The sequence below is a fragment of the Lentzea sokolovensis genome, assembly GCF_033949975.1.
In the GTDB taxonomy this organism is placed as follows: domain Bacteria; phylum Actinomycetota; class Actinomycetes; order Mycobacteriales; family Pseudonocardiaceae; genus Lentzea; species Lentzea sokolovensis.
In genome coordinates this window covers 192,601-207,129 of the sequence record NZ_JAXAVU010000007.1, presented here as the reverse complement: position 1 = coordinate 207,129, position 14,529 = coordinate 192,601, and the positions used below count along the sequence as shown (strand labels likewise).

At 68.5% G+C, this 14,529-nt stretch carries 10 protein-coding genes; 6 read left to right on the top strand and 4 right to left on the bottom strand.

The genetic code is table 11. The features are described 5' to 3' along the window. Positions 1 to 80: 80 nt before the first annotated feature. Positions 81 to 2,054, bottom strand: coding sequence for an APC family permease (locus SK854_RS13220; RefSeq protein WP_319975366.1), 1,974 nt, complete (start codon positions 2,052 to 2,054; stop codon positions 81 to 83). 27 nt (positions 2,055 to 2,081) lie between these two features. Continuing rightward, positions 2,082 to 4,211 (bottom strand): bifunctional diguanylate cyclase/phosphohydrolase, encoded by a 2,130-nt coding sequence (locus tag SK854_RS13215; RefSeq protein ID WP_319975365.1) that lies wholly within the window; start codon positions 4,209 to 4,211, stop codon positions 2,082 to 2,084. A gap of 334 nt (positions 4,212 to 4,545) precedes the next feature. On the opposite strand from SK854_RS13215, the gene SK854_RS13210 reads away from it, so the two are divergent. Then, entirely contained in the window at positions 4,546 to 7,215 is a 2,670-nt protein-coding gene (locus SK854_RS13210; protein WP_319975364.1) for an AfsR/SARP family transcriptional regulator, read from the top strand. Here SK854_RS13210 and SK854_RS13205 read toward each other — a convergent pair whose 3' ends face one another. After that, entirely contained in the window at positions 7,216 to 7,554 is a 339-nt protein-coding gene (locus SK854_RS13205; protein WP_319975363.1) for a M15 family metallopeptidase domain-containing protein, read from the bottom strand. Between the two features lie 54 nt (positions 7,555 to 7,608). Further along, positions 7,609 to 8,028, bottom strand: coding sequence for a DUF2690 domain-containing protein (locus tag SK854_RS13200; RefSeq protein WP_319975362.1), 420 nt, complete (start codon positions 8,026 to 8,028; stop codon positions 7,609 to 7,611). Positions 8,029 to 8,158: 130 nt separating this feature from the next. Here SK854_RS13200 and SK854_RS13195 point away from each other — a divergent pair, with 130 nt between their 5' ends. The 5 genes from SK854_RS13195 to SK854_RS13175 all read left to right on the top strand — a co-directional run bounded on the left by SK854_RS13195 (position 8,159) and on the right by SK854_RS13175 (position 14,529). Continuing rightward, on the top strand, positions 8,159 to 8,821 hold the full coding sequence (locus SK854_RS13195) for a DUF2306 domain-containing protein (protein ID WP_319975361.1): 663 nt from the start codon (positions 8,159 to 8,161) through the stop codon (positions 8,819 to 8,821). Positions 8,822 to 8,847: 26 nt separating this feature from the next. Next, complete coding sequence (locus tag SK854_RS13190) at positions 8,848 to 9,489, top strand: peptidylprolyl isomerase (RefSeq protein WP_319975360.1); 642 nt, start codon at positions 8,848 to 8,850, stop codon at positions 9,487 to 9,489. Positions 9,490 to 9,800: 311 nt separating this feature from the next. Beyond that, on the top strand, positions 9,801 to 10,928 hold the full coding sequence (locus tag SK854_RS13185) for a GNAT family N-acetyltransferase (RefSeq protein WP_319975359.1): 1,128 nt from the start codon (positions 9,801 to 9,803) through the stop codon (positions 10,926 to 10,928). Continuing rightward, entirely contained in the window at positions 10,925 to 12,061 is a 1,137-nt protein-coding gene (locus tag SK854_RS13180) for a LuxE/PaaK family acyltransferase (protein ID WP_319975358.1), read from the top strand. Before SK854_RS13185 ends, SK854_RS13180 begins: the two co-directional genes overlap by 4 nt. Further along, positions 12,058 to 14,529 (top strand): acyl-CoA reductase, encoded by a 2,472-nt coding sequence (locus SK854_RS13175; RefSeq protein ID WP_319975357.1) that lies wholly within the window; start codon positions 12,058 to 12,060, stop codon positions 14,527 to 14,529. Before SK854_RS13180 ends, SK854_RS13175 begins: the two co-directional genes overlap by 4 nt.

The window sequence follows — 14,529 nt, the reverse complement described above, 5'->3', positions numbered from 1 at the left end:
AACAACGAGTGATACCAACAACTTGCGGAACATATAGCGTCCTTCCCCCTGTAGTCGGACGTACAGAGGGAGTCTTCCAGCTAACTGACGTGCACGCGTGGCCGTCGAGTCGGATCCGATTCAGCCGAGCGGATGATTTCCCGTACGACCGGAGGAGTATCGCCGCGGCCGAGGATCAGGTAGCGGAACAGGTGCCCGAGCGGGTTCCCCTCCGACCACTCGAAGTGCGCGTGCGGGATCACGCCGGTCGAGTCGCGCAACGCCAGAAGGATCGCCGCGATCGCGTTCGGTGCGGCCGGAGCGGAGGCGCGCAGGACGCGATGGCCGTCGACCTCGACGCCGGTCACGCACAGCACGTGGCTGAACGCCGACGGGTCGACGATGTCGATCTCCAGGAAGATCACGTCCGCCGTGCCCGGCACCGGGTTCATCCCGCGCTGCTCGGCCTCCTTCTCGTCGTACTCGTCCTTGTCGCCCTGCTGACGGCGGTTCGCGATCAACGTGATGCGCCCGTCGTTCTCGATCGTGTCGGTGATGAACCTGCGCGCGTCCTCGTCGAATTTGATCTTGTCGACGCGCAGCTCGGTCGTGCGGGAGATCCGCGACACCAGGGAGATCACCACGATGCCGAGGATGAAGCCGAACGAGATCGTGATGCCATCGGGCTTCTCGATCACGTTCTCCACCAACGCGTACAGCAACACCAGCGTCAGCACGGTGAAGCCGATCCCCGCGCCCCGCTGCCTCTTGCGCCACGCGGACACCGTCACCGCGAACGATCCGGAGACCATCATCGCCAGGATTCCGGTGGCGTAGGCGCCGGCCTGCGCGTTCACGTCGGCCTTGAAGATGATCGTGATGATGATGCAGATGACCGTGTAGACGATCACGACGGGACGAACGGCGCGTCCCCATTCCGGTGCCATGCCGTAGGAGGGCAGGTAGCGCGGCACGATGTTGATCAGACCGGCCATCGCCGACGCACCGGCGAACCACAGGATCAGGATGCTGCTGATGTCGTAGACCGTGCCGAACGCCTCGCCCAGCAGCTCGTGCGCGAGATACGCCAGTGCACGACCGTTCGCGGGACCACCGGGCGCGAACTTCTCCTGCGGCACCAGCACGGTGGTGATGAACGACGTCGCGACCAGGTACACCGACATGATCAGCGCGGCGGTCGTCAGCAGCTTGCGGGTGTTGCGCACCCGGCTCTCCATGCGCTCCTCCGGCGTCTTGCCGGACGCGGCGACCAGCGGCATCATGCTCACGCCGGTCTCGAAGCCGGACAAACCGAGCACCAGCAACGGAAACGCCAGAATCGCCGGCCCGATGACGCCGAAGAACCCGTCGCCGTGCGAGCCCAGAGCCGAGATCCAGCGATCAAGGGCGTCCGGCGTCGCGAAGACGTCCACGAGCCCGACCACGGCCAGCACGGCATTCAACGTGAGGAACACCGCGACCAACGGGATCGCGACGCCCACGGCCTCGCTGAAGCCCATCAGGAACACGCCACCGAGGATCAGCAGCAGCACGATCGTCAGCCAGAGCTCGGCGCCGTGCAGAGACTCCGGCACGTACGGGTTCTCCAGCGCGTGCACCGAGGCGTCGGCCGCGGACAGCGTGATGGTGATGATCCACGACGTCGCCACGAACCCCAGCAGCACGAGCACGAAGATCTTGCCGCGCCAGAACGGCAGCAGGTCCTCCAGCATCGCCACGGAACCCTGGCCGTTCGGGCTCTCCCGCGCCACCCGCCGGTACATCGGCAGCATGCCGAGCAGCGTCAGCGCCACGATGAGCAACGTCGCCAGCGGGGACAACGCGCCGGCGGCCAGAGCGGCGATGCCGGGCAGGTACGACAACGTGGAGAAGTAGTCGACGCCGGTGAGCGTCATGACCTTCCACCACGCGTGCGGCTTGGCGTGCGACTCGTGGCTCTCCGGACCGGACGGCGCCACGCGGTCCGCGAGCAACCACCTGCCCAGTGGCCCGCCGGGTGGGGCCGGCCGTTCCGGGCTCGGGACCTCGGCGGGAATGGCGAACTCCGTGCTCATGGCGCAGAGCATGCCATCGTCAGATGATCAAGGCCTGAACTCCGCCGGAAAACCCGCCTCCTGAACGGACAAACCGGACGGACGCAACATTCCGATGCTGCCCTGGGTGTGCAGGTCGAGGAACATGTCCACCACGTCCGGATCGAACTGTTCGCCGCGGCCTGCCCAGAGTTCCCGCCGCGCGCGGTTCTCGTCCAGCGCGGTCTGATGTGGACGATTGGACCGCATCGCGGCCCACGCCACGCAGACGGACAGGATCCTTGCTTCCGCACGGATGTCCGCGCCGCGCAGTCCGTCCGGATAGCCCGCGCCGTCGTAGCGTTCGTGCTGCTGCCTGATCACGTGCGCCACGCCCGCGAACCCCGGCACCATCCGCGCGAGCCGGTAGCCGAAGTCGGGGTGCTGGCGCAGCAGCCGCCATTCCTCTTCGGACAGTGCGCCGGGCTTGGTCAGCACGACCTCGGGAATGATGACCTTGCCGATGTCGTGCAGGCGACCGGCGAGCTGCGCGACCCTGGTCGTCGGCGCGTCCAGGCCGAACTCCCCCGCCGCCACACCGGCCCAGCGCGACACCGAACGGCTGTGGTCGTAGCGGTGCAGCCAGCCGTCCACCCGGTCCGCGACCTGGCAGAGGAACTCCGCCATCGCGCCGTCGGTGTCCGGGTCGACCGCGGGCAACGGCTCCGGCCCGACCGCGATCCTGTTGCGCCCCGCCGCTTTCGCCGCGTACAGGGCGCGGTCCGCGATCACCACGATGTCGTCGGGACCGTCGCCGTGCGTCGGAAAGCTCGCCGAGCCGACCGACACCGTGACGAACAACGGGATGTCGTCGTTGCCCGAGTTGACCGGGATCGGCTTCTCCGCGACGCGTTCGCGCAACCGGTTCGCGATCACGGACAACCGGCCGGGACCGGCCTCCGGGACGAGCAGCGCGAATTCCTCACCACCGTAACGAGCGAGGACTTCACCGGATCGGGAAGCCGCGCGCAGCCGGGCCGCGACCTCCATCAGCACGTCGTCGCCCGCGGGATGGCCGTAGTTGTCGTTGATGGACTTGAAGCGGTCGACGTCGATGATGAACACCGCGACCGATCCGTCGTTGCGCCGGGCGCGGGAGATCTCCAACGGCAGCTGGGCTTCGAAGAACCTGCGCGTGTGCAGGCCGGTGAGGCTGTCGGTGATCGCGAGTTTCCGCTGGTCCGCGACGAGTCCCGCGAGCCTGGCGATGATCAGCAGCGACAGCAGCGCGCTGCCCGCGGCGATCACCAGGACGTCCTGCGAGGACTGGCCGACGTCGTGCACCAGCATCAGCACCGGCGCGGCGAGGGCGGCCGAGCACAGCGCGATGATCCGGCCGCGACTCAGGCCGACGTCCTTGACGTGCGCGCGGTCGCCGAGCCGCGACATCGTCGGGTGCAACGCCGCCGCGCCGATGCACAGGTTCGCCGACAGCCAGATGGCGTCGAGGAAGTTGCCCGCGTGGTAGCTGCCGTCGAGGCGCTGCAGCACGTAGATCGTGTCCGCGGTCAGGATGCCCAGCAGGTTGGCCGTCAGCAGGACGAACGCGCGGGGCCGAGGTCCTGCCCCGAAGATCAGTCGCAGCGCCACCACGAACAGCGCCAGGTCCATCATCGGGTAGCCGAGCGAGGCGATCTTCACCAGGACCGGCGAGCTGAGACGGGCCTGCGGGCCGATCACGTAGAGCCAGGACGCCATGCCCGCGACGACCGCGAGGACGGCGGCGTCGAGCAGGCTGGGCAGGTCGAGGCCGGGGGTGCGGCGGCGGATCAGCAGGATCACGCCCGCCACCATCAACGGGTAATGGCCCAGGTAGAAGATGTCCGCGTACGACGGGTAAACCGTGTACTCGAAGATGTAGTGCGATGCGTAGAACGTGAGGTCGGCGATCGCGTAAACGACCTGGCTGAGTGCGAGGAACACCCATGGCCGCCGCCATTGGGGGCGGTTGCGCTTGACACCGGCGAATGTCGCGATGGCGGCCGACGCGCTGATCGTGCAGTAGAGCACCACCCGTACCGTTTGCCCCGTCGTCCCCGCGGGACTGACCGGGATCAGGTAGTAGACGCCCAGCAGCAGGTGACCTGCCACCAGGTACATCCACCACGCCCCGGTGTGGCCGGTACGGAAGATGGTCACACGAGACCCCTCGTTCTACGACTTGGTCGAGCCACGTGATGATGCCCGACTCGGGATGATCGCGGCACCGTCGTTACTCCAATGAGGTGACCCACTAATACGACGCTACCGCAAATCACGGTTCTGCTTTCCGCGTTGATCTCGGGTGTCGCCGATCCTTGCCCGCGGGTGGTCCCCGATCGATTTTCGCACGACTTTTCGCTGCTTGGCCGTGATTCGCACACCTCGTACCACCGATATTTCCGACCCGTTGGTCGGTAAGCGACCTTCGTCGTTGACCGTTGCTGGTTCTGGACGAGGTGGGAGCGGAGATCAACGGACTATCGTGAGGGCCGTGGACGGCGTTCGGTTCGGGGTGCTTGGGCCGCTGCTCGTCACACACGAGGGGCGGGACGTCCGCGTTCCCGCCGGCCAGCCGCGACAGGTCCTGGTGCTGCTGCTCCTGCACACCGGTCAGACCGTCAGCGTCGACCACCTCATGTCGGTCCTCTGGGACGGCGATCCGCCCGCCAGCGCGCGCAAGGCCGTGCAGGTGCACGTCTCGCAGCTCAGGAGAGCGCTGAAGGACCTTCCCGGGGTGTCGCTGGAGTGGTCGCGGCAGGGCTATCGGCTCGACATCCCCGACCGGTCGCTCGACCTGCGGCTCTTCCGCGACGCGCAGGACCCCGACGAGGCGCTGGCGCACTGGCGCGGACCGGCGCTGGCCGAGCTGACCACGAACACCCAGCTCGCGAACCAGCTGGAGGAGGAGCGGCTCGGGGCGGTCGAGCGCCGGGTCGACAAGGCGATCAAGGACGGCCGGCACCACGAGGTCGTCGGAGAGCTGACCGGGTACGTCACCGAGCACCCGACCAGGGAACGGCTGCGGGGAGCGCTCATGGTCGCCCTGCACCGCAGCGGACGGCAGGCGGACGCGCTCAGGACGTACGACGAGGGCCGCCGGCTCCTGGCCGAGGAGCTCGGGCTCGATCCGGGCCAGGAGCTCAAGGACCTGCACGCCGCGATCCTGCGGGGCGACATCCCGGCGGTGCCGCGCGAACTGCCCGCCAAACCCGACCCGTTCGTGGGGCGCCGTGCGGAGATCGAGCTGATCACGGGCACCTCAGACACCGTGATCGCCGTGCACGGGCCCGGCGGGCAGGGCAAGAGCGCGCTCGCCACCGCCGCCGCGCACGCGATGGCCGAACGTTTCCCGGACGGACAGCTGTACGTGGACCTGCACGGCGCCACGCCCGGCCGTTCGCCGCTCTCCCCCGCCGAGGTGATCAGGCGGTTCCTGCGCGCTTTGGGCACGCCGCCGCTGGCCGTGCCGACGGACCCGTCCGAAGCCGCCGCGCTGTACCGGTCGACGCTCGCCAGGCGCAAAGTGCTGGTGCTGCTGGACAACGCAGTGGACGCGGCTCAGGTCGGCCCGCTGCTGCCCGGCGAACCGGGCTCAGCCGTGCTGATCACCAGCCGCCGGATGCTGGCCACGCTGAGCGCGCGGCACGTCCGGCTAGACCCGTTGCCGCGGGACGACGCGGTGCGGTTGCTGGGAGACGACAGCCCGGCCGCGGAGCAGGTCGCGAAGGCCTGCGACCACCTGCCGCTGGCCCTCACGATCGCGGCCGCGCGGCTGCGGTCGCGGCCGGACTGGACGACCGCGACGCTGGCGAAACGGCTCGCGGACCAGCGTCATCGGCTGGACGAGCTGAACTTCGACGACCTCGGCGTCCGGTCGAGCTTCCAGCTGAGCTTCGAGGGCCTGAACGCCGGGGCGACCAGGGCGTTCACCCTGTTGTGCTGCCTGAACGTGCCTTCCGTCGGCGAGCCGGTGATCCAGGCGCTGCTCGGGCAGGACGACGTGGACCGCGCGCTGGATCCGTTGGTGGACGCCAAACTCGTGGAACCCCGCGGGCCGGAGCGGTATCGGGTGCACGACCTGCTGCGGTTGTTCGGCGCCGAGCACGTGAACGACGAGAAGCACGACGCTCTCGCCCGTGCGCTCACGCACTACCGCGAAACGCTTGCCGCGGCCCTGAAGAAGCTGCGGCCGCACGCTTACGGCGCGCTGGGATACTCCGCCGCCGGAGACCTCGACGAGCCGTTGCGGTGGCTGACCGACGAGGCCGAGAACCTGCTGGCGGCAGCGCGTTCGGCGGTGGCCGAACCGGCGCTGGCCGAGGACGCCCTGGCGATCGCGCACATGCTCTACCCGCATCTGTTCAAACAGGACAGAGTCGCGGACCTGGTCGAACTGGGCCAGATCGCGGACCAGGCCGCCCGCACGGCGGGTGGTTCGGCCGCGTCGCAGACGGCGCTGCTGGTGCGGTCGGCCGCGAACCGCAGGATCGGCTCGTTCGAAACCGCTCGCGCCCAGCTGGAAGAGGTGCTGGAGGCGCGCGCCGACGACCCGTTCGGACAGGGCCGCGCGCTCGCCGGTATCGGCACGATCCAGCGCGAGCTGGGCGAGCTGGAGCAGGCCTCGGAGACTCTGGTGCAGGCGATCAAGCTCACCGAGGAGCACGGACCGGCAGGCGCGCAACGGGTTCCGTTGTCCGCGCTGGCCCAGGTGCACCAGGTGGCCGGACGGTACGAACAAGCGCTCGACGCCGCCGCGCAGAGCCTCGGGCACGCGCGTGAACACGCGGACGAGGCTGGAACGGCCTACGCGCTGGCATCACAGGGGCAGGCTCTGTTCAAGCTCGGGCGGCTGGCCGAGGCCGAGGCCGCGTTGAACGAGTGCATCGAACTGTGCCGGGTGACGGGCGAGCACAACGACGAGTGGCAGGCGCTGCTGTGCCGTGCGGAAGTGCTGCTGGCCGCGGGAAGGCCCGCACCGGCCACAAAGGACGCCGAACGCTGCCTGGAGATCACGAGCGCTCGCGGGGACCGTTACGGCGAAGGAGTCGCCCGTCTCGTGCTCGCCAAGGCAGGGCTGGAGAAGCACGCGAACCGGGCAGCCGAACTGCTCGGCACACCCGGTCTGCGTCGGGACAACCTGTTGGACAGCCTGATCAGCTGATCAGTCGCCGTAAGGGTTCTGCATCGAGACGTGGTCGTGGTGACCACCCGTCACACCGCTGCCGGCGGTGTAGGTGCGCCAGCCCTCGGACGCGCGGGCCACGCTCCAGATCTCGCCGTCCCAGATCACGTAGCGGACGTCGAGCCGGACGGCGTGCTGCTTCAGCCAGTTCGCGAGCTTCCAGCCCTGCGAGGCGTTCGGGTACTGGCCGATCGCGTTCGAGATGGTGCAGTCGAACGCGTTGCCGGTGTTGTGGTTGCTCGTCGACGGCTCACCGGGCCGGTAGTCGCCCACGTAGCACTGGCGCTCACCGGTCAGGTCCGCGATCTGCGTGCGCACGAAGGCCGTGCAGAGAAAGTCAGTCGGTGATGTAGCCGGTCACGGCGCGCCCCCTCAGCAAGCGCTCGACGCGAGACGGGCGGTGCGGTGCACGCCGGCGGAGTCGACGTAGAGCACCTCGCCGCGGGCGCAGCCGGGCGCGTAGACCATGTTTCCCCAGTGGTTTCCCGGCGTTCCCGCCGCGACGAAGCCGACGTGGTCGCTGCTCGACCAGACCGTGATGCGCAGAGCCGAGTCGCCGCCCGAGTAGTTCGAGATCCGCACCCAGTTCGTCCTGCAGCCGGGCGACCAGCGCAGTTCGGCCGTACCGCCCGTGTACATGGGCGCGGTATCAGCCGTGGTGGAACCGCTGCCGCATCCGGCGGCCACCGGGTCCTTGTCGTTGCATCCGCGTCCGCTGCAGGACGCCGCCTGCGCGTCCGGCGCCATGAGGAGCGTGAACGCGGCCGCGGCGATCAGGGCTGTCGACTTCATGGCGCCGACACTGCTGACCAGCGCTCACAGCGATCTGACAGTTACACCCCGTCAGGTGTCAGCGCGGTGTCAGAACGGCACGTCAGCGAACGGTGCGCGATCGGTCAGCGGGAATGGCCATGGTGACGCCATGACGTGGTTGCGCAAACCCTGGGTGGGACCGTTGGCGTTCGTGGTGGTGGCCTTCGTGGCGTTCTCGCTGCCGCCGTATCTGACCGGTGATCGGCTGCAGGCACGCGTGCAGTCGGACTGGGGACCGCACTACCCCTTGCTCGTCGTGCACGTCGTCTGCGCGTCGATCGCCATCCTCACGTGCGTGGTGCAGATCTGGCCGTGGTTCCGTGGCCGCTTCCCCACGTGGCACCGCCGCATCGGCCGTGTGTACGTGTTCGCCGGCGTGCTGCCCGCCGGACTGTCCGGACTGGTCATCGGCTACATGACCCCGTTCGGTCCGGTGGCGATGGTCAGCACTCTCGTCCTGTCGGTGCTGTGGCTGACGTTCACGTGGCTGGCGTGGCGCGCGGCACGGCAGCGCCGGTTCCGCGACCACCGCAAGTGGATGATCCGCAGCTTCGCGCTGACCGTCTCGATCATCACGAACCGGATCTGGGGCGTGATCGGCTTCCTCGCGTTCGCCGACCGCGTCCCCGAGTCGGAGTTGCCGCAGACGATCGCCGGGATCTCGACGTGGGCCGGGTGGACCATCCCGCTGCTGCTCTCGCAGTGGTGGCTGGAACGCAAGCCCCAGCGTCGGCAGGCCCCAGTTGAGCAGCGTGAAACCGTTCCCGTGTGACGTTCGGGCGGCTACCGTCGGCATCCATGAGGCTACTGCTCGCTGTCTTGATGATGGTCGTTCTCGCACCGGTCGCGTCCGCCTCACCCGAAGCGGCGCCGACCGCGAAGTGCGAGTTCATCCCGACGCCGGACAACCCGGCCGCCCGCCCGGTCCAGCCGCCCAGCGCCGTCGTGCCCGCCCGCGGGACGGTGAAGGTCACCATCGTGACGAACTACGGCGTGGTCGGCGCGAACCTCGACCGCGCCAACGCCCCGTGCGGCGTGGAGAACTTCGCCCACCTGGCGCGGAGCTGGTTCTACACGATGTCGCAGTGCTGGCGGCTGACCGACACCACGCGCCTGGGCGTGCTGCAGTGCGGCGACATCTACCGCGCGGAGGAGGGCGGGCCCGGCTACCGGTTCGCCGACGAGGTGACCGGCAAGGAGACCTACTCGCGCGGCACGATCGCGTACGGGAACCAGGGGCCGGGCACGAACGGCAGCGAGTTCTTCATCGTGCACTCGTTCGCCAACATCGCGCCGAACTACACGGTGATGGGCCACGTCACCTACGGCATGGACACGCTCGACCGGATCGTGAAGGCCGGGATCGTGCCGCAGCCGGACGGCCTGCTGGACGGCGCGCCGAAGAAGCCGGTCAGGATCCTGCACGTGCTCGCCCACTAGTTGCCGATTTTCCGAGTAGTCGCCGTTTCGTTGAAACGGCGACTACTTTGCGTTTGGCGCCGGAATAGCGCCACGAGAGCGCGTCGTGTTGACATGTGACTGAAAGGCGAAATTCCGGTACGCGATCTCCGTCACAGCTTCTACCTGCGCAAATTAGCCCAGAAGAACCATCCTTGTTAAGGAGGATTTGATTCTCGTTGTGATCCCGATCGCCCTCAGGAATCAATTCCGCAGCTCCCGCGCTTCCGTCACCTGAATGGCGGCTGTACCAGCCAGTAGCCTGATTTCCGGTTATTAGAGGAGGCACAGGAGTGGCACCCGAGTTCGAGCCGGCTCGACTCGCCGACGTCGACGATCTGCTCAGGCTCTACCGGCGGGCTCACGGCGCGAACTACCCCATCGCGATGGGCACCGACCCCGACGTCATGGCGGCCGAGATCGAGGCCCCGCACACCACGTGGCTGGTGTGGCGCCGCGACGGCCGGGTCGTCGCCTCGATCACCGGGCACGTCGAGAGCGCGGACCGTCTCGGCAAGATCGCCGGGCTGGTCGTGGACCCGGACGCGCAGGGCGGCGGCATCGCGCACCACGCCGTCGGGCAGATCACCGGCCGGATGCTCGCGAGCGGCGACGTCGACTCGGTCTACGGCACCGCGCGGACGATCCACCTCGCACCGCAGAGAGTGTGCCTGCGCAACGGGTTCCACCCGCTCGGCCTCGTGCCGAACCTGTTCAAGCACGCCAAGCGCGAGACGATGACGTTGCTGGCCAGGCACCGAGACGGTGTGCTGGAGCAGCGGGCCGAGGTGCACAAGGTGCCTGCGAGCCTTCGGAAGCTCGTCACGGCCACGCACGCTCTGCTCGGCCTGCCGACGTTGCCGGAGTTCGTGGAGGACACCGCTTTCGCCGCCGGCGAGGTGTCGCGGCTGGAGGTCATCGAGGCGCCGCAGTTCGTGCAGCGGCACTTCGAGCACACGATCAACGACCCGGCGCGGCGGTTCTACCCGCTGCACAAGCCGAACGTGCTGCTGGCGGACGAGCACGGCGAATACCAGATCTACGGGCACCTCAACCGCCACGACGGCTACTGCACGATCTTCGGAGCCACCCCCAGTCCCCAGGCACTGCTCCCGCACCTCGGTGGCGTGATCGACACGCTGGCCGGTCTCGGTGCGCCGCACGTCGAGACGCTGGTGCCGTTGCACGAGTTCGACGAGCTGAGTGCGTTGCTGGCCTTCGGTTTCCTGCCGGTGGCGCTGTACCCGGCGATGCGCAAGGACGGCGAGGTCTACCACGACTACGTGGTCATGGTGCACACGCCGCAGCCGCCGGACTTCCGCGGCCTCGCGATCGACGAGGCGTTCCGGCCCTTCACCGAGCAGTACATCGAGCTGTGGACGCAGAAGTTCCTCAACACCAACGGAGTCTTTCGAGCATGAACCCGCACCTCGGTCCAGCAACGGTGCCGGACCCCTCGCTCAGTGCCGTCCAGGCGCTCTGCGACATCGCGGCGCCGTACGACCACAGCGATCCGGACCTGTTCCTGGAAGCGATGAACGAGTCGAACCGCTGGCACGCCCAGCGCAACGAGTTCTTCCGCAGCCTGTGGAACGGCAAGCCGCTGCGCGACCTCACCGACCAGCCGTTCGTGCACGCCAACTTCTTCAAGATGCACGAGGTGCTGTCGGTGCCGCGCGACGAGGTCGTCGTGCACGCCACCTCGTCCGGCACGACCGGGCAGAAGTCGCAGATGTTCTGGGACGCCTGGACGTTGCGCGCGGGCCAGCGGATGGTCGCGCGGATCTACGACCACAACGGGTTCATCGACGCCGACCCGGTGCACTACCTGATCAACCTCAACCAGCCGACGCCTTCCGGCAAGCTCGGCAGCTCGTTCACCGGGCAGTTCATGACCGACTTCGCGCCCGTGGAGTCCGTCGACTACGGCCTCGCGCACACCGGCACCGGGCACGAGTTCGACGCGTTCGGCAGCATCCGCGCGTTGCAGCGGTTCGCCGACAGCGGGCGGCCGGTGCGGATCTTCGGGTTCCCGGCGTTCCTGAGCTTCACCATCGACCGCATGCGCGCGATGGGCGTGGAACCGTTGCGGCTCAACGAGCGCTCGATGGTGTGGTTCGGCGGTGGCTGGAAGGGCAACGCGGACAAGCAGATCTCCAAGTCCGAGCTGCGCGCGAAGGTCACGGACGTGCTCGGCATCCCGGACGCGCGCATCCGCGACAGCTACGGCTCCGTCGAGCACTCGGTGCCGTACGTCGAGTGTTCGCACCACAACCTGCACGTGCCGACCTGGTCACGTGCGATCGTCCGGGACGTCCGGACGCTGGAACCGTTGCCGTACGGCGAGTCCGGCTACATCCAGTTCGTGTCCCCGTACATCACCTCGGCGCCCGCGCAGAGCGTGCTGATGGGTGACCTGGCCGCACTGCACGCACCTGAGGAGTGCGGTTGCGGCAACGAGACCCCGTGGTTCGAGATCCTCGGCCGCGCCGGCGTCTCCCGCAACCGATCCTGCGCCATCGCGGCAGCAGAACTCTTGAAGGGCAAGGCATGAGGCACCTCTGGCAGGGCGAGTGGGTCGACGACGACGCTGTCGCGTTGCGGCTGGACACGTTGGACGACCTCACCCAGCAGGTCATCACCGGGCCGCGCCTGAACCCGCTCGTCGTGCTCGCCGCCGCCGAGAAGCTGGACCTGGAGCAGCACCGCGCGTCGCTGGTCACGTGGGGCCTCGACGAGGTGGAGATCGACGAGACGCTGGACGCGTTGCGCAACGCCCTCAGCCGACCGTCGCTGGAACGCAAGCTCAAGCGCGAGCTCGGCAACCTCGACCCGGCGCGGATGGTCCGGTTCGACTTCCGCACGCCCGTCTACGAGGCCTGGGTGCCGCTCGGCCTGCTCGCCCACGTGACGGCGGGCAACGCCCCGGTCGCGGGCGTCCTGAGCGCTGTCGAGGGCCTGCTGTCCGGCAACCTCAACGTCATCAAGGTCGCCTCGGACGACTCGGGGTTCACCGCCGAGGTGCTCGCCTCGCTGGCAGCACACGACCAGACCGGCCAGATCGCCGCGCGGCTCGTCGTACTGCACTTCTCCTCTTCGCGCACCGACTGGATGTCGCGCGTGCTCGGCGCCGCCGACGCGGTCGCGGTCTGGGGCGGCGAGGAGGCGATCACCGGCGTCACCGAGCTGGTCAGGCCCGGCACGCGGGTGATCGACTGGGGCCCGAAGCTGTCGTTCGCCTACCTGACCGGCGACTCGTGGTCCGATGTGGACACCCTGCACGCGCTGGCCGCGGACGTGTGCCAGCTGGAGCAGCAGGCGTGCTCCAGCCCGCAGGTGATCTACCTCGACACCGAGGACCCGGCCGAGGTCTTCGCGTTCGCCGAGCGGTTCGCCTCGGTGCTGGAACTGACCGGCCCGCCGACCCGTGAACCGTCGCAGGCCGAGTGGGCGGAGATCACGAACACCGTCGTCGTCACGCAACTCGAAGAGCACCTCAAGCTCACGAAGGTGCACACCGGCGAGCACTGGCGCGTGCTGGCGGACGTCCGTTCCGCGCTGCGCACCTCGCCGCTGTACCGGACGGTGTGGGTGAAGCCGTTGCCGCGCAAGCAGATCACGTCCGTACTGCGGCCCATGCGCCGCTACCTGCAGACCGTCGGTCTCGCGGCCGACAGGCCTGACACCGCCGCCCTGGCGCGTTCGTTCGTGTCGGTCGGCGTGCAGCGGATCACCACGCCAGGCTCGATGCTCGGCGGCTACAGCGGTGAGCCGCACGACGGCGTCTACGCGTTGCAGCGCTACAGCAACCGGGTGTCCGTGCAGCTCGACGACAGGTTCGCCGCGGACGCCTCGCTGGACGACCTGACCGAGTCTCGGCAGCTGCCGGTTCCCTCGGTTCCGGTGACGCTGAAGTCGGACTTCGAGACGCTGCAGGACCGGCCGGCGGACGTGTACTTCCGCAGCGGCGGCAGCTCCGGCGCGCCCAAGCTGTCCGCGTACACCTGGGCGGACTGGGACGAGCAGATGTGGGTGGGCGCCGAGGCGTTGCTCGCCACCGGCCTCGACCCGCGCCGCGACCGGATCATGAACCTGTTCTTCAACGGGCACATGTACGCGAGCTTCGTCAGCTTCTTCTCGGCGCTGGAGCGGATGAACGCGGTGCAGTTCCCGATGGGCGGCGAGTGGGGCCAGCTCGACGCGATCGCGCAGGCCATTGTGGACAACCGCGTCGACACGCTGCTGACCGCGCCTTCGTTCGTGCAGCGCCTCTTCGCCGAGCACGGTGAGCAGTTGAAGCAGTACGGCGGGATCCGCAAGATCTTCTACGCGGGCGAGCACTTCGGCGCGCAGGCCATCGCCCGGCTGCGCGACGAGTTCGGCGTCGAGGTGATCCGCTCGGCGGCCTACGCGACCGTCGACGCGGGCCCGGTCGGCTACCAGTGCCAGGCCTCGTCCGGCAAGGTGCACCACCTGTTCACCGGCCTGCACACGCTGGAAATCCTTGATCACGAGACGGACCGTCTCGTCTCGTCAGGTGAACCCGGCAGGCTCGTCTTCACGACGCACACGAGGCGGGGCCAGCGACTGGAGCGCTACGAGATCGGTGACCTGGGCCGCTGGGTCCCCGGCGACTGCGAGTGCGGCCGCCAGACGCCGCGGTTCGAACTGCTGGGGCGCACCGGTGACGTGTTCCGGGCAGCCGCGCAGACGTTGAACTACCGGCGGTTCCTCACGATCCTGGAGGACGAGCACAGCTACGCCGGCGCGTTGCAGATCGTGCTGAACGAGGACGCTCAAGGCGAGGAGCTCGTCGTGCGGATGGAACGCGATCGCGCGCCCGAACCCGCGGCCACCCACACCACGTTGTTGTCCCGCTATGCCGAGGTTTCGGAGGCCGTCGAAAAGGACTCGCTGCTGACCGTGCGCGTCGAGAACGTCCCGCTGGCGGACTTCCTGCGGACGAAGAGCAGCGGCAAGTTGATCGCGGTCGTCGACCAGCGCAGCAGCAGGAGTGTGTGA